Source organism: Trujillonella endophytica, from assembly GCF_900110555.1.
In the GTDB taxonomy this organism is placed as follows: Bacteria; Actinomycetota; Actinomycetes; order Mycobacteriales; family Geodermatophilaceae; genus Trujillonella; species Trujillonella endophytica.
In genome coordinates this window covers 1-19,181 of record NZ_FOEE01000015.1, presented here as the reverse complement: position 1 = coordinate 19,181, position 19,181 = coordinate 1, and the positions used below count along the sequence as shown (strand labels likewise).

Here is a 19,181-nt window from a genome sequence, read left to right as displayed (position 1 = left end):
CAGGTGACGGCCCCGGCCATGGACTCCGGCGGACGCCCGTCCCCACACTCGCGCGGTGAACATCGTCACGCGCAGTCTCGACAGCCTCCATCGTCGCGGCGTCCGTCGCTCCCTGCAGAGCACCGCCAGCATCGTGGGCGACTGGTGGTTCGACCGGACCCATGGCACCGACACGATGAGCCGCCTGCAGCAGCCCGACCTGCGGGTGGACAGCCCCCACCAGGCATCGGCCCATGCCTACATCCCGACCCGGGGGCGAGCCTTCCGGAAGCTCCTCCGCACTCTCCGCTTCCCGCCGGGCAGCGTGTTCGTCGACTACGGCTCCGGCAAGGGCAAGATGTTGATGCTGGCGACGGAATTCGAGTTCAGGCGGATCGTCGGTATCGAGTACGCGCCTGAACTGCACGGCATCGCGACGGAGAACGTCCGGCGTCTCGGGAGTCCGCGCTCCGCACAGATCGAACCGGTGTGCGCGGACGCCACGACCTACGAGTTGAGGGACGACGAGAACGTCTTCTACTTCTTCAACCCGTTCGCCCGCGAGGTGCTGGAGATCGTCGTCGAGCGCATCCGTGAGTCGCTCGAGCGCCGACCGCGGCACATCTGGGTCATCTACTTCGATCCACGTTTCCGCGAAGCCTTCTCCGCCGGCCTGGGGCTGACGCAGACGCGGACCTTCACCCATGGCGGGTACGAGGCGATCGTCCTGGAGAACGGCGTCCCCGTTCAGGAATCCTGAACGCGACGGCCGGACTGACGCGACCGATCGATGACCCTCTCGCGACGGCGTCCTCCTGAACTCCACGCGACGGCGATGAGGTCGCCTGCCACGGAGACCGCCAGGTCGGCAGCGGGGTCCGCCCCCCGTTCCTGACGCTGGATCAGCGTCGCCATGATCAACGGCGCCGCACCCCGCGTCGTCCCCCCGACGACCCAGGACGGCACCCGGCGCTCCAGGCGGTCCGACCACCACCCGAGGTGGGTCGCCTCGTCCCCCCTGGCCTGGGCGAGGGTCACGCCGTGCACCGCAGCGGTGAGTATCCGGATCACGCCGGTTCCGCCTCTCGTGACCAGATGCCCCTCGGGGATCCCGGCGGCGTCGAGCTCCGGGTGCAACGGCCACGAGGTGCGCATCTCGTGCAGACCGGACCCGCTGATCTCGTCGACGACGAGGACCGCAGGGTCCGCCGGCGGAGCGAACAGCCACCGTCGGTGCGTCACCGGAGCCGCGAGCCGCAGATACCCGTCGTGCTCCGCGTCGACCATCCCCCCGTCGACGTCGAGCGACCGCACGCGGACCCGTGCGTGCCGGGTCCAGAGGAAGGGGCCGCCGGGCACCGACTGGCTCTGGCCGTCCACGGTCACCGTCGGATGCGCTCGCGTGCTGCGATGGACCGAGCGCCATTCCGGGTGCCCGTAGTAGCTCGCCGCGCCCGGGTGCCCGATGACGTCGTGCCCCTCCAGACTGAGGGTCACCGCCAGGGCATCCGCGTGCCCGTGGGCGGCGATGGCGAGGTAGCCCAGCGGGCCTACGTCCATCGTGATCCTCCGGCCGGCTGACCGGAGGACCACCAGCCCCCCGTCCGGCGCTACGAAGCTGGGCCCGCTCGTCACCGCAGGTGCCGGTGCCGTCGATCGTGCGGGGATCGCGTCGAACCACCGGGCGGCCAGGGTCTCGGTGCCCGCCCGACGGGCCCGCGGGTTGCCCGTCAGGGCGGCGACCGCGCCGAGGTGGTCGCGGACCGTCGGCCGCGGCTCGGGGCCGAGTCGGAGGGCGAAGCCCTCGTCGTCGTCCCCGTACCGCGGAGCCGGGTCCGCGTCGCCGACCACGGCCGCGAGGTAGTCGGCACTGCGGTCGACCGCGGCGAGCAGCGACGCCGGCGGTTCGTCCCCTCGCGCCCGGAGGAGGGCGGCCACGAGCAGCAGCAGGTCGGCCGTGAAGACCTGGTAGCCCACGGCCTGCTCGGCTCCGCTGCCGTCGGGGAGGATCTGCCGGGAGGCCTCCGCCACCAGCCCGCTGATCGCTCGCCGTGCCCAACCGGACGACGGCGCCAGTTCCGGGAACAGGAGGGCGACCGTGGCGAGGCCGGCGAGCTCACCCACCAGGTGGTTGTTCGCGGAGCTGAACCGGGAGCGATGCCGCCAGCACCGCTCGGCGCTCGCCGCCAGCATCCGGACGACGCGCTCGAATCGGGCCGGGGTGAGCAGCGGGTGGTCGCGCAGACCCTGGAGGGCCGCGGCCACCGACACCGCCCGCACCCCGGCCTCGAACGCGCCGCGCCAGGCGATGCCGCGGCCGACGGGGTTCTGGTCGAGCCAGGAGTCCAGGTGCACGAAGGCCGAATCGGCGTACCGGTCGTCCCCCGTGAACAGCCACGCCTCGGCGAGCAGCGGGAGGTGCTGCAGCCGGTTGAGCTCCCAGATCCACTTGGGATCCGCCGCAGCCGATCGGTGATCGATGCGGGCGGCGTCCACCGACGGCCAGTGGAAGTCGCGAAGAGGATCGTGGTTCCAGTCGATCGGCACGCCGAGCCTGACCTCGGGGTAGCCGAAGTAGGCCACGACGCCCGCTCGGGCCTGCTCCGCCATCCGGAGCAGTGCCGCCACCTGGTCCGGATGACGGGCGGCTATCTGCCGCGCACGGGATCGGTCCAGCAGCACCGGGCGGCCGACGCCGTCGCGGAAGTCCCGCAGTGCCCGCTCCCAGGTCATCGAGGGAATGAGCAGCCGGGCCTCCGGAGCACCATCGAGGGAGCGACGCGTGATGACCGGCTCGACCACGTGGCCGGCGCGCCAGCACACCTCGCTCACGCTCATGGAGCGCAGGCGGCGGACGTACCACGACAGGCGCTCCCGGCGTGCCGTCGGCCGTCGTTCCATCGGACCCCTGTTCCGTCCGCCATGCCAGCTGCGGTCGTCGCGACTTCGGCGCGGGCGGCAAGGGCCCGGGCCACCGCAGCCAATCACGCAGCGTCCTCCCACGAGGCCGATCGGGTCGTGCTGGATCGGCCCCCGGTCAGGCGGTGAAGAGCAGGACCCAGTCCTCGTCTCCGCCGTCGTTCCTGCCCGGGGTGGTGAAGATGCTCGATACGGGGACCGGCGTCCGCTGCCCGGACGCGGGGTCGACCCAGGCAACGTGGACACCCTCCGCCAGGACGGCGGTGTCGACCGAGATGGTGCGCGCGGAGGGGAGGTAGACGACGGCCTGAGCGCCGTCGGGGGTTCTCGCCGCGGTGACGTAGTCGTCGTCGAGCACGTCCACGGCCGTGCCGGCCTCGAGCGGCAGGCCGCGCCCCGCGGTCACCAGGTCATCGGCACGGTCGGGCACCAACTCCCACCAGCGCAAGGCGGCGAACAGCTCACGAAGCCGGCCGACCTGCTCGACGGCGGGGGTCGCGAGACGTGTCTCCCACCCGCCGGGGAAGTCCCAGTCGTGGCTGCCCATCACCTCTCCGGCGGCCCCGGAGGTGAGACTCCACAGCACCTGCCTGCGCAGGGTCTCGTCCGTGGTGGGCGCGGACTCGGGCTGATTGTTCTCCCGTTCGTAGTTGGCCTCGCCGAGCACGACCGGCCTCGCCGGACTGCGGCCGTAGGCCTCGAGTACCGCTGTGTAGGTCGGGTGATAGGTGTAGACGAATTCCCAGTCCAGCCGCGGAGCCCAGAACGGGTTGTCACTGGAGATCGACTCGTCGAAGTCCAGCTGGATGGAGAAGGGCCGGCCGTCCCCGGTCTCACGTATCCCGCGCATCACGGCGTCCCAGCACCGGTCGACGTCACTGCCCGCCGCGAGGTCGTCGGTCGCCGGGGCGTAGTCACCGCCGGTCACCCAGACGATGTTCGGCAGGTCGGCGAACCGCTCCCCGACGCGGCGGCCGAACCCCGTGCACTGGTCGATGGACCGGGGCACGAACGAGCGCCCGATCGTCCAGCCGTCCACGACGTAGAGGAAGACCGTGATGCCGTGGTCGGCCGCCATCCGGAGGTAGGACGTCATCCGCTCCCAGTACGGCTCGTTCCACCGGAGCACGTCCCCGCCGTCGAAGGGCGCCACGCCGTCGTGGGTTCGCCCGTCGTCGTGAGGGCCACCGTTACCGAGGGATCCCAGGAGCGAGACCACCACCGCGTTGAAGCCCTGCTGTTCCCGCGTGGACAGGTAGAGCTCGGCCTGCGGAGGGGAGAGATCGGTCATCAACGACCAGGGCGCATCGCCCCTGACGAGGAAGGGCTGCCCGTACTGGTCGAGGAAGTACCGACCATCGGGAGCGACCGATGCCAGGAACGGGCGTCCGCCCGCACCTGCTCCGGGGATGGCCGCGGGCCACGGCGCCGCGAGGTAAGTGCTGGCCCCCGGGATGCGCAGCGCCTGGCCGGCGGGAACGTCCCGCCGCTGGGCCCAGACCCCCATGGCGGTCCCGACGCACACCGTCACGACGACGAGGCACCACGCCACCAGGCGGGAGGGGTGTCGCCGCACGGCCGGCCTCGACGGTGTCGTCCTGCTCGGTTCGGGAGGAGGAGCACGTACGCGCTCCGCCCCGACGGGAGACTACGACGGCCCTGCCGCTCCGACCAGGGTCCTCCGGGGTTCCGGAGCCCCCTCGAGGTCATGGAGACCGCTGCGGGCCCGGCCCTACGGTGCGGCGATGACCGACGCGGCTGCGGAGCGGAGCGGGCCGTCCCTGGAGGAGCAGAGGCGCTTCTGGGGTGAGTGGAACCTCGCACTCCGTGCCTACTCCGACCGGAGCCCGCTCCAGCTGCGCCAGCTGCACCGGGTGCGCCGGGCCGCGACGCGCCTCGCGGCGTCGACGGAGGGGAACCGCCCGCTGCGCATCCTCGACCTCGGCTGCGGCACGGGCTGGCTGGGCGCCTCGCTCACCGATCTCGGGGAGGTCAGGGGGATCGATCTGGCCCCGGCGGCGGTGGAGCACGCGAAGCAGGAGTTCCCGCTCGTCCACTTCGTCGCGGGGGACTTCTCGGACGCCGCGCTCACCGGACCGTTCGACCTGGTCGTCAGCTCCGAGGTGATCGCCCACGTGGCCGACCAGCCGGCGTACGTCCGGCGCGCTGCGGACCTGCTCCGCCCGGGCGGGGTGTTCCTGCTGATGAGCCAGAACCCCTACGTGTGGCGCCGGTGGACCCAGCTCAAGCCCACGGCCGAGGGGATGCTCCGCAAGTGGCCCGAGCTGAAGGAACTGCGGGGCATGCTGGCCGCCGCCGGGTTCTCCGGTCTCCGCGTCCGATCCCTGCAGCCCGCCGGCGACCGGGGTGTCCTCCGGGTGCTCAACAGCCGGATCGTCCGGGGCGGCTGCACGCGGGTGGGGCTCGAGCGCCCGTGGCGGTGGACCCTCGAGCGGATGCTCCTGGGTCGTGACCTCGCCATCGAGGCCCGCCGCCGCTAGCTCGCGGATGCCTCGGAACCGCCCCGGCCCGCTCACCCGGGGACCTCCCGGGTGATCTCCCGGGAGTCGTCCTCATCCGGCTCAACCCGGGCTCGGTTCGTGCCAGACTGCGCCGGTGGCGCCACCGGGGAGGCATCTGAGCGTGCAGCACCGGCTGCGGCATGCGTTTCCTCTGCGGGGTGGGATGCGCTGGACGCTGCGGCGGATGCAGCGGGCGTCGGCGGAGGAGATCACCGCCTACCAGGAGCGCCGGCTGCGGGCACTGCTGTGGTGGGCGGCGCGACGTTCGCCGTTCTACCAGGAATGGTTCGCATCGTCCGGGATGGACCCTGCCTCGATCCGGACGCTGGCCGACCTGCCGCGGCTGCCGCTGCTGGAGCGCCACCACCTGATGCACGAGCCGGATCGGTTCCGGGCCTATCCGCGCCGGCTGATGTGGTCGGCGCACTCCAGTGGCACGTCCGGACGGGTGGTCACCGTCTACCGGACCCCCGGCTCGTCGGCGTTCGAGCTCGCCGCGCTGCAGCGCCAGTGGGGCTGGTTCGGGATACCGCACCGGCCACGCAGCCTGCTGCTGCGCAGCCACGACCCCGATCCCCACCGCACCGGGGCGCTGACCCGGCAGGTGCCCGGGGCCCGGCAGCTGGTGGTCTCCAGCTACCGCCTCGACCCGGGCCGGCTGCCCGACCTGCTGGAGGAGATCCGGGAGTTCGACCCCCAGGTGGTCGAGGGCTGGCCCTCCAGCATCACCCTGCTGGCCGGCCTGCTGCGCGACGCCGGGCAGGAACTGCCGGTCACCGCGGTCATCACCTCCTCGGAAGTGATGACGACCCGGCAGACCGCGCTCATGCGCGCGGTCTTCGGAGGCCCGGTGGTGGACCACTACGGGCAGACCGAGCGGGTGTCGATGGCCGGCAGCTGCGAGGCCGGCGGCTACCACCAGTTCCCCGACTACGGCATCACCGAGTTGCTCCCGGTGCCCGGCCGCACCGACACCTGGGAGATCGTCGGAACCCCGCTGCACAACTGGGGGTTCCCACTGTTTCGCTACCGCACCGGAGACGAGGTCGGCCCCGCCCCCGCCGACCCCTGCCCCTGCGGGCGCACGTTCCCGCTGCTCGGCCACATCGACGGCCGCGTCGAGGACACCTTCACGGCCACCGACGGGCGACCGCTCCCGCTGCCGCACACCGTGATCAAGAACTTGATCGGCCTGCGCGAGGTGCAGATCGCCCAACTCGCCCCCGGACGCTTCGAATTCCGCCTCGTCCCCACCGACACCACCGACCTCACCGCGGTCCAGGAACAGGCACGGAAGAACGTCGACACCTACTTCGGCCCCGGCCAGACCGTCACCTTCCAGATCCTCGACCACATCCCCCGCGAACCCAGCGGAAAGCTCAGAGCTGCCGTGCGGACTCCCGATGACTGAGCACAGGGGAGCGTCCGGCCCGACCATGCCCGCCGCGCCGGAGCTGCCGCCGGAGGGCGCGCCTCGGATCCTCATCGACAGCAGCGAGTACTGGCTGCGGAACATGGGCGACCTGGCCATGCTGGACGTGACCATCCGACGGTTGCGGAACCGGTGGCCTCGCGGTCGCATCGGCGTGCTCACCGAAACGCCCGCCCTGCTGCGCGCCTACTTCCCCGGGGTGGATGCGATCGAGCCCTGGGCCACGTCCGCGTGGCGGCCCGCCGGCCGGCCGGCCCGATCGGCCGAGCTGTTGGGACCGCGTGTCGTCGGCCCCTACGACCTCCTCCGGCTCGCTGCAGGTGTGCGCCTCCGACGGATGGCACGCGCTGCACGGCGACGGGGCGAGCAGCGGTTGCGGCCGCTGACGGCCCGGCTGCGACCAGGCTCCAGCGGCTCGGACCCGTGGCCCGACGACGGAGCGGCATCGACGACGCCGGTTCCCCCCCAGGAGCTCGCGCCGAACACGCGCAGGGCTGTCGCGGCGTCGTCCCTGGTCCTCGCCCTGGGCGGCGGATACGTCACGGACGCAGACCCTCACCAGGCCGCCCGGGTCCTCGCCCTGCTGGGTCATGCGCGCCACCACGGCGTGCCCGCCGCCATGCTGGGGCAGGGCATCGGCCCGCTCGAGGATCCGAGGCTGCTGTCCCGGGCCTCCGGGGTGCTCCCGGAGGTCGACCTGATCGCCCTGCGCGAGCGCAGGAACGGGCCGGCACTGCTCCGCCGGATCGGTGTTCCGTCGTCGCGGGTACTGGTCACCGGCGACGACGCGATCGAGTTGGCCTACTCCCAGCGCCCGGACGAACTGGGACGCGACCTCGGTGTCTGCCTGCGGGTGGCGGGCTACTCGCCGGTGAGCGTGGGCGCACGGCGCGCGGTGGGCACCGGACTGCGGGCCGCCGCGCGCGAACTGGACGTCGATCTGACGCCGGTCATCATCAGCGAGTTCCGGTCGGAGGATCGCCGGTCGACGCTGCCGCTGGTCGAGGGCTACGAGCACGCTCGCCGCCCCCTCGGTCGCTTCGCCCGCCCCCAGGACGTCGCCCGGCGGGTGGGAACCTGCCGGGTCATGGTCACCGGGGCCTACCACGCCGGCGTCTTCGCCCTCTCGCAGGGGATCCCCGTGGTGGCGCTGACGTCGTCGGCGTACTACGACGACAAGTTCCTCGGCCTGGCCGACATGTTCGGCGACGGCATCGACCTGGTCCGCTTGGGCGACGACGACCTGCCCGAACGGCTCCGGCTGGCGATCACCCGCGCGTGGTCGCGTGCACCGTCGGTGGGGCCGACCCTCGTGGCCAGCGCAGTCGAGCAGATCGAGCTCAGCCGGGCGGCCTTCCGACGGATCTGCGACCTTGTCTGAGCCCGGGCCGGAACGCCCCGCAGCGACCGGAGCGCCTCGCGGTGGCGAGGGGTCCGAGCCAGAGGCGGACGATCCGACGGGTCGGCCGGGAGGCGACTCGCTGCGATCCCGCATCGGCAGGGTGGCCGGGGCATCGGTCGTGGCGCTGCTCTTCAGCGAGCTGATCGCCCTGGGTCAGACCGTCGCCCTGGCCCGGCTGCTGTCCCCGGCAGAGGTCGGCCTGTTCGTGGCGGGCGGGGTACTGACCACTTTCGTCACGAACTTCGTGGAGGGGGGCCTCCGCTCCGGGCTCATCCACCGCGACGGCGACCTCGATGACGCGGCCGCCACGGTGTTCTGGGCCACCCTGGGGACGGGCGCCGCCATGTCCGTGCTCGCCCTGGCAGCGGCACCGCTGGTCGGCCACGTCTTCGACAGCCGCACAGCGGGCCTGGTCGCCGCCGCCATGTCCGGCGGACTCCTGCTCTACGCGCTCACCAACGTCCCGGAGGCGCTGCTGCAGCGGGAGTTCAGCGTGCGACGGCGCCTCATCGTGGGACCTGCGGTATCCGCGACGTTCGCGGCCGTCTCCGTCACCGCGGCGGCCCTGGGCCTCGGCGTCTGGAGCATGGTCGTCGGCAGCTACGCCTCCTCGGTCGTGTGGGTGCTCACCCTCTGGTGGATCTGCGACTGGCGCCCGCGACGGGGCCGCCCCTCGTTCCCGATCTGGCGGCAGCTGGCTCGGTTCGGCTTTCCCCTCGTGCTCGGGATGATCGGTGACCGGGCGCAGAAGTCGGTCGAGGCGGTGGTCACGGGAAAGGTGCTGGGAGCCGGGGACCTCGGCCTGCTGCGGTATGCCGAGCGGATCGGCCGCATCCCGGTGATGGTGCTGGTGGAGACGGGGTCGGTCTCGCTCTTCCCCGCGTTCACGCGACTCGCCCGTGAGCGCGGGCGGTTCCAGGCCGCCTACCTCCAGGCGCTCCGCCTGTCGGTGGCCGTCGCCGCCGCGATGACAGCGCTCATCGTCGCCGTCGGGATACCCCTCGTGGTCGTCGTCCTCGGGGAGGAGTGGCGCGGCGCCGGCGAAGCCCTCGTCGCGATGGCCGGCCTCGGGCTCGGCAAGTCGATGATGATCGTCGGAGAGGAAGCGATCAAGGGCGCCGGCCGGACGCGGTTGCTCAACCGTTTCACCGTCGCGGAGACGCTCCTGAGCGTCGTGCTGCTGCTGGCCCTCATCGGTCCCCTCGGGCTGGTCGGCGTGGGCCTGTCCATCTCGCTGACCGCGCTCGTCCTCGGCGTCGTCGTGACCGGGACAGCGGCTCCGGTCGTGGGGGTCACGTGGCGTCAGACATCCCGCGCCGCCGTGCCGGCGATGGTCGCCGCGCTGCTCGGTTACGTGCTCGTCGCCGTGCCGGCTCGATTCGCCCTGCGCGCCGGCGACGGCGGTCCCTGGGCTCTGGCATCCATCGCAGCGGTGTGTGTCGTCTTCCTGGCCCTGTACGGCGTGGGTCTCCGCTTCCTCGCCCCGGCCACGTTCCGGGACCTGACCGCGCTGGCGGCCGCCGTGCGGCGGCGGATCCCTGGCCGAGGAGCTCCTTCCGAGCCGGAGCCGGTGCGGTCCCGCGATCACCTGTCCAGCTCGAACAACGCGTCGTAGAAGCCGATCAGCGCCTCGCGGGATCTGTTCCACGACAGCTCGCGCTCGATGCGCTCCCGCCCGCGCCGGCCCATCTCGCGGCGCACCTCCTCGTCGCGAAGCAACTCATCGATCCGCGCCGCGAAGTCGGTGACGTCGTTGGGGGTGGCGTAGACCGCTGCCCCACCCGCGGATACCCGCGCCTCCGCCAGGTCGAAGGACACGATCGGACAGCTCATCGCCATGTACTCGAGCACCTTGTTCATGGTCGAGACGTCGTTGAGCGGGTTCTTCGGATCCGGCGACAGGCACACGTCGGCGGTCGACAAGCAGCGCTGCACGAACTCGTCGGGGACGCGGCCGGTGAACTCCACCATGTCGTCGAGCCCGAGGTCCCTGCTGAGCGCGATCATCTGCTGCTGCACGTCACCGGCACCCATGAAGACGCAGTGCAGGTCCGTGCGGCCCAGGTCGTTCTTCAGCGCGTACAGCGCACGCAGCGCGTAGTCCACACCGTCCTGGGGACCCATGACGCCGAGGTAGGCCGCGAGGAATCGCTTTCCCCGGCGCAACCGAGGGTCCGGCGGGAACTGCACGAACCTCGACAGATCCGGCCCGCTCCGGACCACCGTCACCCGGCTCGGGTCCACACCGCCACGGCCGGTGGCCACTGCGCGGTAGCTCTCGTTCGTGGCGATCACGCCGTCCGCGCAGGCGAAGGTGAGCCGTTCGAGCAGCCTGGTCACCCAGTACAGCGCCCGGCCGCCCCCGGCGAACCGGGAGAGGAACAGCTCCGGGACGAGATCGTGGTGGTCGAAGACGAATCGGGCGCCCCTCGGCCGCAGGAGCAGAGCGACGAGGAAGAGGAGATCGGGCGGGTTGCAGGCCTGCACGACGTCGACCTTGCGCGCCCGGGCGACCCGCAGCGCCAGCCTGCTCGTGTGGAACATCGCGACGGCGTACTCGCGTACGAAGCCGAGGACGCCGCCCTGCGCGGGATCCAGGGGATACCGGAGGACGTGGACGCCCTCCAGTGTCACGTCGCTCTCCTGAGCGTGGGTCCCCATCGGGCAGACGACGGTGACCGCGTAGCCGGCCTCCACCAGTGCGCGGCTCTCCTGCCAGACACGGCGGTCGAAGGGGACGGGCAGGTTCTCCACGAGGATGAGCACGTGCCGGCTCATCGGGCATCCACAAGGTCCATCAGCAACTCCTCGTAGCCGCGCGCCGTCTGCTCGATCCGGTGGTGTTCCAGCACGTGTTCGCGCCCGCGGGCCCCCATCCGCTCCCGCAGCCCCGGGTTCCCGGCGAGGGTGAGCAGTCGATCGGCCAGTGCCTCGGCGTCCTTCACGGGCACGAGGAAGCCCTGCTCGCCGTCCACCACCATGTCGCGCATCGCCCCACAGTCCGTCGCGACCACGGGGACGCCGGAGGCCAGCGACTCGATGACCGCCATGGGGACCCCCTCGTGGACCGAGGACAGGCAGGTCACGTCGAAGGCCGGCAGCACCGCGGAGACGTCGCTCAGGACGCCGGTGAAGCGCACGCCGTCGGCGATCCCGAGGGCCGTCGCCAGCTCTCGGAGCTCCTGGTCACGGGCACCGCCGCCCACGACGACGAGTCGCGCGGTCGGGTACGTCCGCCGCACGATGACGAAGGCCTCGAACAGCACGTGGTGCGCCTTCTGTGCGCTCAGCCGGGCGACGATGCCGATCACGAAGGCTTCGTCGGGAAGGCCGAGTCGATGTCTCGCCGCCCTCTTCGTCACCTCGTCCGGCAGCGGGCCCACCCTGACCCCGTTCGGGATCACGACCTCCCGCGTACGACTCCAGGGGCGACGACCGACCCGCTCCTCCCGGTGCAGGTACTCGCCCTGGCTGGGAGCCAACAGGACGAGCGCGTCCGTCTCGCGGAGCGTGGTGACGGCCCATCTCGGGAGGACCCGGCCCCCGACGCCGGTGAGGTCCATGTCGTGGGCCGCCACCATGGTCACCCGCACCCCGGCCAGCCGGGCCGCCAGGCGGCCGAGGGCGAGGGCGGCCCGGTGGTGGTGCGTGACGAGGACCGCGTCGACGTCCCGCCGGCGCAGGGTCGCGACCAGCCGGGGCAGGGTCCGCAGGTCGAACTTCCCCGTCCGGCCCATGACGTCGACCGGAACGCCCGCAGCCCGGTACTCGTCGGCGAGGGGGCCGGGGGCGCGGAGACTGATGAGGACCGGTTGCACCGTGGCAGGGTCGAAGGATCGGAAGACGTCGAGCATGAGCATCTCGACGCCCCCGACGGAGGTCTCGTCCAGGACCAGGGCCAACCGGAGCGGCCTGCGCGCTGCGCCTCCTCGCGGGGGCTGCGCGATCTCCAGGAGCCGGCGTTCCGCCTCCTGGACACTGCGCTCGAGGGTGAACTCCCGTGCCACGCGGACACGCGCGGCGGTTCCGAACGCCTGCCGCGCCCCCTCGTCCCGCAGCAGCGAGATCAGCCTGTCCGCCAGCGCTTCCGGATCCCGCGGCGGCACCAGGTACCCCGTGACCCCGTCGTCCACCATCTCCGGAACACCTCCGACTGCGGTGCACACCGCGGGACGCGACGAGGCCATCGCCTCGAGGAGCGCCATCGGGAAGCACTCGATCGTGTACGAACAGAGCACGAACACGTCCATCGTCGCCAGCAGGGAGCCGACGTCGCGCCGGGCGCCCGTGAAGTCCACTCGACGGGAGATGCCCAGTCGGGCGGCCAGGTCCTCGAGCACCGGTCGCCGGGGACCGTCACCGACGACCAGGAACCGAGCCCTGGGCTGGGCCGCAGCGACGAGCGCCGCTGCGCGCAGGAACGTCTCGTGGTCCTTCTCCGGCCGCAGCGCGGCCACGATGCCGACCACGAGGTCGTCCCCGCGCAGCCCCAGCGAGCTCCGGGCGGCGGCGCCGGTCCGGCCGTCGAAGGCCGCGGGGTCCACTCCGTTGTGGATGACCCGCACCTTCCGGCGCGGCACACCCACCTCTTCGACCAGATAGGGGACCTGCGCGTGCGCGACGCCGAAGTAGGCGTCCGTAACCGGGTCGAGGACGGTGTCCGCCACTCGTCTCACCAGGCCCCGGGGTCCCAGGTCGCCGCAGTTGTGGACCCAGACGACCGAGCGCGGGATGCGCGCGAGGACGGCGGCCACCCGGCCGAGCAGCTCGGCGTTGTAGCCGCGGAGAACCACGACGTCCGGCGCGGTCCTCCGCAGGGCCCGCACCAGGTCGACGAGGCACCGGGCGGCCTGCCGCTTGGTCCGGTGGAGGGCGACGGCCGGCACCGAGCTCTCCACGAGGGAGGCGAAGAGCTCCCCCTCCCGCCCGAGGCAGACCACCGATGGCTCGAACCGCTGCCGGTCGAGCCGGCGCACCAACGTCGTCACATGCCGCTCCGCCCCGCCGAGGCCGAGGTCAGGGACGACGAAGGCGACCCGCAGCCGCCGCGGCGAGGTCATGCGGTGACGTCCTCGTACAACCCGTCGATCGCACGCCACACCCGATCGACGTCGAACCGCTCGCGCACCCGGTCCAGGGCCCGCCCCCCCAGCCGGGACCGCAGCTCCGGGTCGGCGAGCACCGTGCACAGCGCCGCGACGAGGGCGTCGCCGTCCCCCGGTGGGACGAGGACCCCGCACTCGCCGTCGATGAGATCCGGGATGCCGCCCACCGAACTGGCGACGACGCACAGGCCCTGGGCCATCGCCTCGAGCAGCGCCATGGGCTGCCCCTCGGCGAAGGACGGCAGCACGAGCACATGGGAGCCCCGCAGCAGGGTCTCGACCTGGCGCTGCGGCACCCAGCCCGTGACCCGGACCTGATCGGCGAGGCCGAGGTCGGCCACCTTCGCTCGAGCCTCGTCGACTGCTCCGTTGCCGGCCATCACCAGGTCGGCAGGAGGTCCTCGGCGCGCGTCCCCGAGCCTGCGCCACGCGTCGAGGAGGAGGAACGCGCCCTTGGCCTCGTGGATCGACCCCAGGAAGAGCACGCGCACCGTCTCTCCCGGGCCCGGCTGCTCCACCGGTGCGCCGGGTCGTACCGCATTCGGGATCACCACGACCCGAGCGCCCGGCGAGATCTCCTGGAGCATCCGCTGCCACGTCTCCCCCAGGGCGACGACGGCGTCCGCCATCTGCAGCGTCGCGCGGACATAGCGCCGGACGAGCCACGGCGCGGCGCGATAGAAGTCCCGGAACGCGCCACCGTGGACGTGCAGGACGACGGGGACGCGCGCACCACGAGCAGCCCAGGCCAGCAGCGACTTGCGGGCGAAGCTGCCGTACGAGGCCGTGTGCAGGTGGACCACCGCAGGCCGGTGGAGCAGCAGCTCGCGCACGAACGCCGTCGCTCCGCCGAGGAAGACGATCACGCGCGTCGCGACAGAGCCGTCGCGGTGGGTCGCGACGTGCCGGATGTCCCACTCGCCCCACAGCGGTGTCCGCTGCATGGTCCGGACATAGGTGGCCACGCCGCCGAGGGTCCCCGTGCTGGTCGAGACCCACACCGCACGTCGCCGGCTCACGACCGGACCGCCTCCGGCACCTGGGGCGACGGCGCGGGGGCGGGGCCCTCGTCGGCCGCCCCCCGCGCGAGATCCGCCTCCGCCCGCGCCCGCTGCCACCCGATCGCCGCCCCCGCGAGGAGCATCACGGCGATGTTCGGGAAGTCGAAGAAGCGGAGGTCCACCGTCAGTCCGGTGATCGTCTGGGCGAGCAGGCACAGCAGGGCCGTCAGACCCAGCGCGCGGTCGTACATGCCGCCGACCGGCAGCCGGCGCACCACGCGGACGAGCCGGCTGTACAGCAGGGCAGAGACCAGCAGCCAGAGCACGAGACCCACGAGGCCGAGCTCCACCAGGATGCCGAGGCTGTCCAGGTGCGAGGAGATGCCGAATCCCCGTTGCCAGGGCGTCTCCGCTGACCACGCCTGGTGGTGGTAGGTGTTGACGGCGATGAACCGGCCGATGCCCGCCCCGACGATCGGCTCGTCGGTGAAGGCCGAGAACGACGTCGCCACGTTGTTCAGCCGGTCCTGGATCTCCTCCGGCGAGCGAACACCTCCGGCGGTGCGGTCGGCACTGATGAAGGTGGACCAGTTCCGGAGCACGGCTGCGGCGGTGACCACCGCGACGAGGACGAATCCCGTGCGGAACCCTTTCGCCAGGAGGACTCCGAGGAGGACGACCAACCCGAAGGAGAGCCACACCACGCGGGTGTGCGTGAGGTACACCCCGTAGACGATCAGCACGGCGATCGCGCCGGCGAGCACGCGCGGTCCGGCCCCCTCCGTGTCGTGGGAGGCGATGAGCATCGCGACCACGAAACCGATGACGAGGACCAGCCCGTTGACCACCGGCTGGTTGAACACGCCCACCGCCCGATCGGCCCAGTTGGGGTCCTCGGCGATGTAGCGCGGCCACACGAACTCCGGCGCCCTGAACTGCAGGACGCTCACCAGTGCCGAGTACCCGGCGGCGGCCAGGACGGTCCACAGCAGGACCCGGATGGCCCGCGCGTCGACGAACAGCCGGCGCCCGATCAGGAACATGACGAACGGCATGACGATGCCGATGATCAGGAAGCGGGTCAGGGAGTAGGTCCCGGGCTGGTCCACAGGGCCTGCCGGGTAGGCGTGCGGCACGACGGCGGACAGGACGTTCCAGCCGACGTAGAGCCCGATCGCGCACGTGATGGGGTCCAGCCGCACGTCGGACAGGCCCCTTCGCCAGGGGCGGGTCCACAGCCAGGTGGACGCGAGCACGCCTGCGAAGGCGAGGACGAAGGGATCCACCGGCAAGGTGCCGCCGGGGACGGCGAGCCGGAAGAAGGTCGCGACGAGGAGGTACACGCAGGCGAGCACGGGGCTGCGCAGCCCGAGCGCCACGGCCACGATCCCGGCTGCTCCGAGGAGGAGGATCCACCCCGATCGTGCGGGAGCGACCACCACCAGCGCGAGGACGACAGCCGCCGAGCCCCCCAGCACGCCCACCACGACCGCGGCCTCGGGCCACCCGGCTCGAAGCCTCGGCCGCAGGCCGGACGCCGGCGTGGGTCCCGTCATCGCGGACGAGGCCCGCTCGGGGCGGCCGGGGTCACTGCTGATCCGTCGGCGCACCCGGACGACCGCCCGCCGGCGTGGCCTCGACAGGGGACCGAGCGAGACCGTCCGCGTCGGTCACCCGAGCACCGACGTCGCCGGACCGCGCCCCGGGGACCTCCGGGTCTGCCGGCACGGAACGCGATCGCTCTCGCTCGGCCGCGACTGCCTGGCGCTCGGCCTTGCCCGTCGTGGCCACGACCGCCCCCATCACCGAGGCCGCCATCTGACGGAGGACGACGACGGCCTCGCGGGCAGCGGAGACCCGGGTGATCCTGCTGTCGACCACGAGGACGGTCTGGTCGGCGGCCTGGCAGAGGGCCTGGCCGGCCGCCGACTCGACGACCGCGGGGACGTCGACGACGACGTACTGCCCCGCGAGGGCCTCCTGCCTGAGCAGCTCGGTGAGCTTGCTGACCGACAGGATCGGCGCGTCCTCGTCGACCTGCGGCGCCAGCCCGGCCAGCCACAGTCGCGGCACGGTGCCCGGCCGGCCCGGCGTGACGACGGCCTCCGCGCCGTCGAGGACACCGCCGACGTCCGCGTCGACCAGGACGGTGGGGTGGCCCTGCCGCACCCACTCTCGAGCCAGTTCCAGCGCGACGAACGACGACGCCCCGCCGGCATCGGGCTGCGCCACGGCCACCACGCTCGGACCGGGGAGCCGGGATCGCACGATGTTGGCCAGCTGCCCCAGCCTCCGCTCCTGCCGGGTCCGGGCCGCTGTGCCGCGGGACCGCGGGAGTTCGACGAGCGTGGACACGCCGACCTTGTCGACGACGTCGCGCCCCGAATGCAGCCGCCGGGACAGCTTCGCCGCGGCGAAAGCCCCCAGCAGTCCCAGGAGCAGTCCGCCCGCCGCGGCAGGCAGGACGTTGCGGATCAACGAGGCCTCCTCGACCGACACACCGCCCTCGGCCTGGAGTTCCTGCAGCACGTTGACCTGGTCGGACTGGACCTGTTCGATCCGATCCTGCAGGTCGACGACGATCACCCCCGCGTTCGGGTCGCCGCTGTTGAGCGCCGTGTCCAGTTGGTCCTGCAGCGCAACCAGCTGCTCGGCCCGGCTCTCGGCGCGGACGCGGTTGATGTCCTGCCGGAACACCTCGGCCACCTGGATGGCGTACGCCTGGGCCGTCTCCGGGTCCGACGTGGTCGCGCTGACGATCAGGATCGGGCTCGCTGCGGCCGCCTGGGCCTCCAGCGTGACGTCATCGGGCACGCCTGCCCTGCGGGTGAGTGCCCGCTGGTAGGCGGTGTCGTTGAAGTACGCGACGTAGCCCTGGACGAGCACGGCATCCTGATCCGGCGACCGGTCGTTGGAGGAGACGATCATCGAGGTACGGCCCACGTACGTCGTCGGGGCCTGCGCCGTCGCGGCCAGACCGCCGAGGACGGCCAGCACGGTCACGGCGAGGACGAGGAGCCAGTAGCGACGCAGCCGCACCAGCAGAGCGGCGAGGCCGCCGGCCCCGCCCAGCTCGAGCGCGTCCGTCGCGCTGTGCGCCCCGTGTGCTGTCACTGCCGCTCCCTCGCCGGTTGGGTACCTGCGATCCCCCGACTGCTGGACGACGACCGTCCTCGCCGGCCGCTGTGGAGCCTGCGACCGCCGTCACCATAGGTTCTGTCCGGCTCGTTCAGGCGTCTCGTCGTCGCGCTCTGCGGCAGGAACCGCTCCCGCGCCGGTCAACAGCGTTCCGCGACCAGGGTGACGTCCCGGACCAGCAGGGGCCCCGCCAGTCGTGGGCGCAGGTTCGGGGGCGCCATCCGGAGCGCCCGCTCGAGGACTCCCTTGACCTGGACCGGGACGTAGGCACGGCGGCGGATCCGACGGCCGAGCAGAGCGAGGACTCGTGCCGGGACTGCCGGGCCGCGCACTCGACGGAAGCCCGCGGAGCGCAGCATCGCGCCCATCTCCGAGTTGGTGTACTCGCGGAGGTGGAAGCCCGAGGCCACATCGGTGAACCCCCGGGAGATGTCCCAGGGACCGGTGATGCGGCTCGGGGTCTCGATGAGAAACCTGCCCCCCGGCCGCAGGATCTCGTGGACGGCGCGCAGGTGCCCGGGGACGTCGTCCGGGTGGAGGTGCTCCATCAGCTGGCGACTCACCACGAAGTCCACGGAGCACGGGGGCAACGGGGGGTTGAGCAGGTTCCCGACGACGAAACGGACGTTCCCCGGCTGCGACTGCTCCGCGATCGCCACCATCGCGTCGGAGGCGTCGAGACCGACGGCTTCGGCGACCACCCGGGCGAAGTGGCGGACGAGGCTGCCTCTCCCGCACCCGATGTCGAGCAGGACGTCGGTCGGGCGCGTGAGGGGCCCGTAGAGGCGGAGCCAGTGCTCCTCGTAGGCCTCGGTGGTACCGGCGTCTGCGACGTTCGCGTCGTGCCAGGGCACCTCGCGGAAGAGCTCGTTGTAGACCTCCCTCGTGACCCGCTCCCGCTCGGCGGCGTTGCTCGCCAGCAGCTCCTGGCGCAGGCGGTGCTCGACCATCCAGTGGTGGCGCGCGCGGTCCGCAGCGGGTGGCCACGAGCGCGGGTCCTGGGTCCACGTCGTCACTGCGACCTCCGTCCGAGAAGTCGGATGCGGCGCAGACTAGGACCGGGGATGAGCCGGAGGTAGGGGGCGCCACGCCGGACCGCGGTGCCCCAGCGCATGGACGGGTGGCCCTCGGAACCGGTCCGCTGCGCGCAGCTCAGTAGGCGACCCGGGATGGCAGGCCTATCGGGTGGAATTCGCCCCACGGCGGCGCACCCTGGGCGCGGTCGGCGGAATGGCGGTTCACGTAGGCATAGCAGGCGGAGTCCACGTACTCCGTCAGCCCCGCTGCGGTGTCGGTGACCGCGAAGTTGATCGCTCGGCCGCGGGTGACCGGGGACTGCGCTGCCCACTGCGACGAGCAGCCGTAGGGCCCGAAGTAGCCGATCTGCCCGTCATGGTTCTCGACGAAGCCGCCGTCGGCCAAGGCGTTCCCGGACTTCGCGGGATCGGGCCACCCCCCGCCCTCGCTGGCGCCCCAGGTGCCGTTCACGATGACGACCAGCCCGTGTGCGTCGGCCACCGACCGCAGGGTCTGGGTCAACGCGACCGCACCCGCCCGATACCCCGCCTTGTCCGGGAAGCTCGACCAGTCGATACCCGGGAACCACGACCGCGACCCCAGGTCGTCGGCGAAGAACCCGGCCATGTGCGGGTTCTCGGCCACCATCGTCTCCAGCACGCACCG

The 19,181-nt window shown here is 72.3% G+C and carries 14 protein-coding genes; 5 read left to right on the top strand and 9 right to left on the bottom strand.

Annotated features, from left to right (window positions below; translation table 11 throughout):
* Window positions 1–55 precede the first annotated feature (55 nt).
* Complete coding sequence (locus BMY88_RS19475) at window positions 56–739, top strand: SAM-dependent methyltransferase (protein WP_091947636.1); 684 nt, start codon at window positions 56–58, stop codon at window positions 737–739.
* On the opposite strand, the gene BMY88_RS19470 is transcribed toward BMY88_RS19475, so the two are convergent.
* Both BMY88_RS19470 and BMY88_RS19465 read right to left on the bottom strand, forming a co-directional pair.
* Complete coding sequence (locus tag BMY88_RS19470) at window positions 727–2,817, bottom strand: heparinase II/III family protein (RefSeq protein WP_091947828.1); 2,091 nt, start codon at window positions 2,815–2,817, stop codon at window positions 727–729. The two genes, BMY88_RS19475 and BMY88_RS19470, sit on opposite strands and share 13 nt — an antisense overlap.
* Window positions 2,818–3,016: 199 nt before the next feature.
* Window positions 3,017–4,474 (bottom strand): glycoside hydrolase family 140 protein, encoded by a 1,458-nt coding sequence (locus tag BMY88_RS19465; protein ID WP_211435736.1) that lies wholly within the window; start codon window positions 4,472–4,474, stop codon window positions 3,017–3,019.
* Window positions 4,475–4,643: 169 nt separating this feature from the next.
* Here BMY88_RS19465 and BMY88_RS19460 point away from each other — a divergent pair, with 169 nt between their 5' ends.
* The 4 genes from BMY88_RS19460 (at window position 4,644) to BMY88_RS19445 (ending at window position 9,869) form a co-directional block, all read left to right on the top strand.
* A complete protein-coding gene (locus tag BMY88_RS19460; RefSeq protein ID WP_170861200.1) occupies window positions 4,644–5,399 on the top strand; it encodes a class I SAM-dependent methyltransferase in 756 nt (251 codons plus the stop codon).
* Window positions 5,400–5,604: 205 nt separating this feature from the next.
* Window positions 5,605–6,831 carry a phenylacetate--CoA ligase family protein gene (locus tag BMY88_RS19455; protein ID WP_211435735.1) on the top strand — a complete coding sequence of 409 codons (1,227 nt, stop codon included), beginning with the start codon at window positions 5,605–5,607 and terminating at the stop codon, window positions 6,829–6,831.
* On the top strand, window positions 6,824–8,233 hold the full coding sequence (locus BMY88_RS19450; protein ID WP_211435734.1) for a polysaccharide pyruvyl transferase family protein: 1,410 nt from the start codon (window positions 6,824–6,826) through the stop codon (window positions 8,231–8,233). Before BMY88_RS19455 ends, BMY88_RS19450 begins: the two co-directional genes overlap by 8 nt.
* A gap of 121 nt (window positions 8,234–8,354) precedes the next feature.
* Complete coding sequence (locus BMY88_RS19445; RefSeq protein WP_170861199.1) at window positions 8,355–9,869, top strand: oligosaccharide flippase family protein; 1,515 nt, start codon at window positions 8,355–8,357, stop codon at window positions 9,867–9,869.
* On the opposite strand, the gene BMY88_RS19440 is transcribed toward BMY88_RS19445, so the two are convergent.
* From BMY88_RS19440 to BMY88_RS23935, 7 genes are all read right to left on the bottom strand, one after another.
* Window positions 9,839–11,032 (bottom strand): glycosyltransferase family 4 protein, encoded by a 1,194-nt coding sequence (locus tag BMY88_RS19440; RefSeq protein ID WP_091947620.1) that lies wholly within the window; start codon window positions 11,030–11,032, stop codon window positions 9,839–9,841. The genes BMY88_RS19445 and BMY88_RS19440 overlap by 31 nt on opposite strands.
* Complete coding sequence (locus tag BMY88_RS19435) at window positions 11,029–13,314, bottom strand: glycosyltransferase (protein ID WP_091947617.1); 2,286 nt, start codon at window positions 13,312–13,314, stop codon at window positions 11,029–11,031. Before BMY88_RS19435 ends, BMY88_RS19440 begins: the two co-directional genes overlap by 4 nt.
* Window positions 13,311–14,324 (bottom strand): glycosyltransferase family 4 protein, encoded by a 1,014-nt coding sequence (locus BMY88_RS19430; protein WP_211435733.1) that lies wholly within the window; start codon window positions 14,322–14,324, stop codon window positions 13,311–13,313. Before BMY88_RS19430 ends, BMY88_RS19435 begins: the two co-directional genes overlap by 4 nt.
* A 50-nt stretch (window positions 14,325–14,374) precedes the next feature.
* The gene (locus BMY88_RS19425; protein WP_091947614.1) at window positions 14,375–15,847 is read right to left on the bottom strand and encodes an O-antigen ligase family protein; all 1,473 of its coding nucleotides are present in this window, start codon (window positions 15,845–15,847) and stop codon (window positions 14,375–14,377) included.
* Window positions 15,848–15,947: 100 nt separating this feature from the next.
* Window positions 15,948–17,474: a hypothetical protein gene (locus tag BMY88_RS19420; RefSeq protein WP_091947610.1), complete on the bottom strand. Its 1,527-nt coding sequence runs from the start codon at window positions 17,472–17,474 to the stop codon at window positions 15,948–15,950.
* 164 nt (window positions 17,475–17,638) lie between these two features.
* Window positions 17,639–18,514: a class I SAM-dependent methyltransferase gene (locus tag BMY88_RS19415; protein WP_091947607.1), complete on the bottom strand. Its 876-nt coding sequence runs from the start codon at window positions 18,512–18,514 to the stop codon at window positions 17,639–17,641.
* Window positions 18,515–18,650: 136 nt separating this feature from the next.
* The coding region (locus BMY88_RS23935; protein WP_170861198.1) for a hypothetical protein at window positions 18,651–19,181 on the bottom strand (531 nt) is incomplete at its 5' end.

Bases quoted from the DNA above. Each gene is read 5' to 3' on its own strand.
- BMY88_RS19435 (WP_091947617.1), bottom strand. From the start codon at position 13,314: ATGACCTCGCCGCGGCGGCTGCGGGTCGCCTTCGTCGTCCCTGACCTC.
- BMY88_RS19455 (WP_211435735.1), top strand. From the start codon at position 5,605: ATGCAGCGGGCGTCGGCGGAGGAGATCACCGCCTACCAGGAGCGCCGG.
- BMY88_RS19450 (WP_211435734.1), top strand. From the start codon at position 6,824: ATGACTGAGCACAGGGGAGCGTCCGGCCCGACCATGCCCGCCGCGCCG.
- BMY88_RS19470 (WP_091947828.1), bottom strand. From the start codon at position 2,817: ATGAGCGTGAGCGAGGTGTGCTGGCGCGCCGGCCACGTGGTCGAGCCG.
- BMY88_RS19440 (WP_091947620.1), bottom strand. From the start codon at position 11,032: ATGAGCCGGCACGTGCTCATCCTCGTGGAGAACCTGCCCGTCCCCTTC.
- BMY88_RS19460 (WP_170861200.1), top strand. From the start codon at position 4,644: ATGACCGACGCGGCTGCGGAGCGGAGCGGGCCGTCCCTGGAGGAGCAG.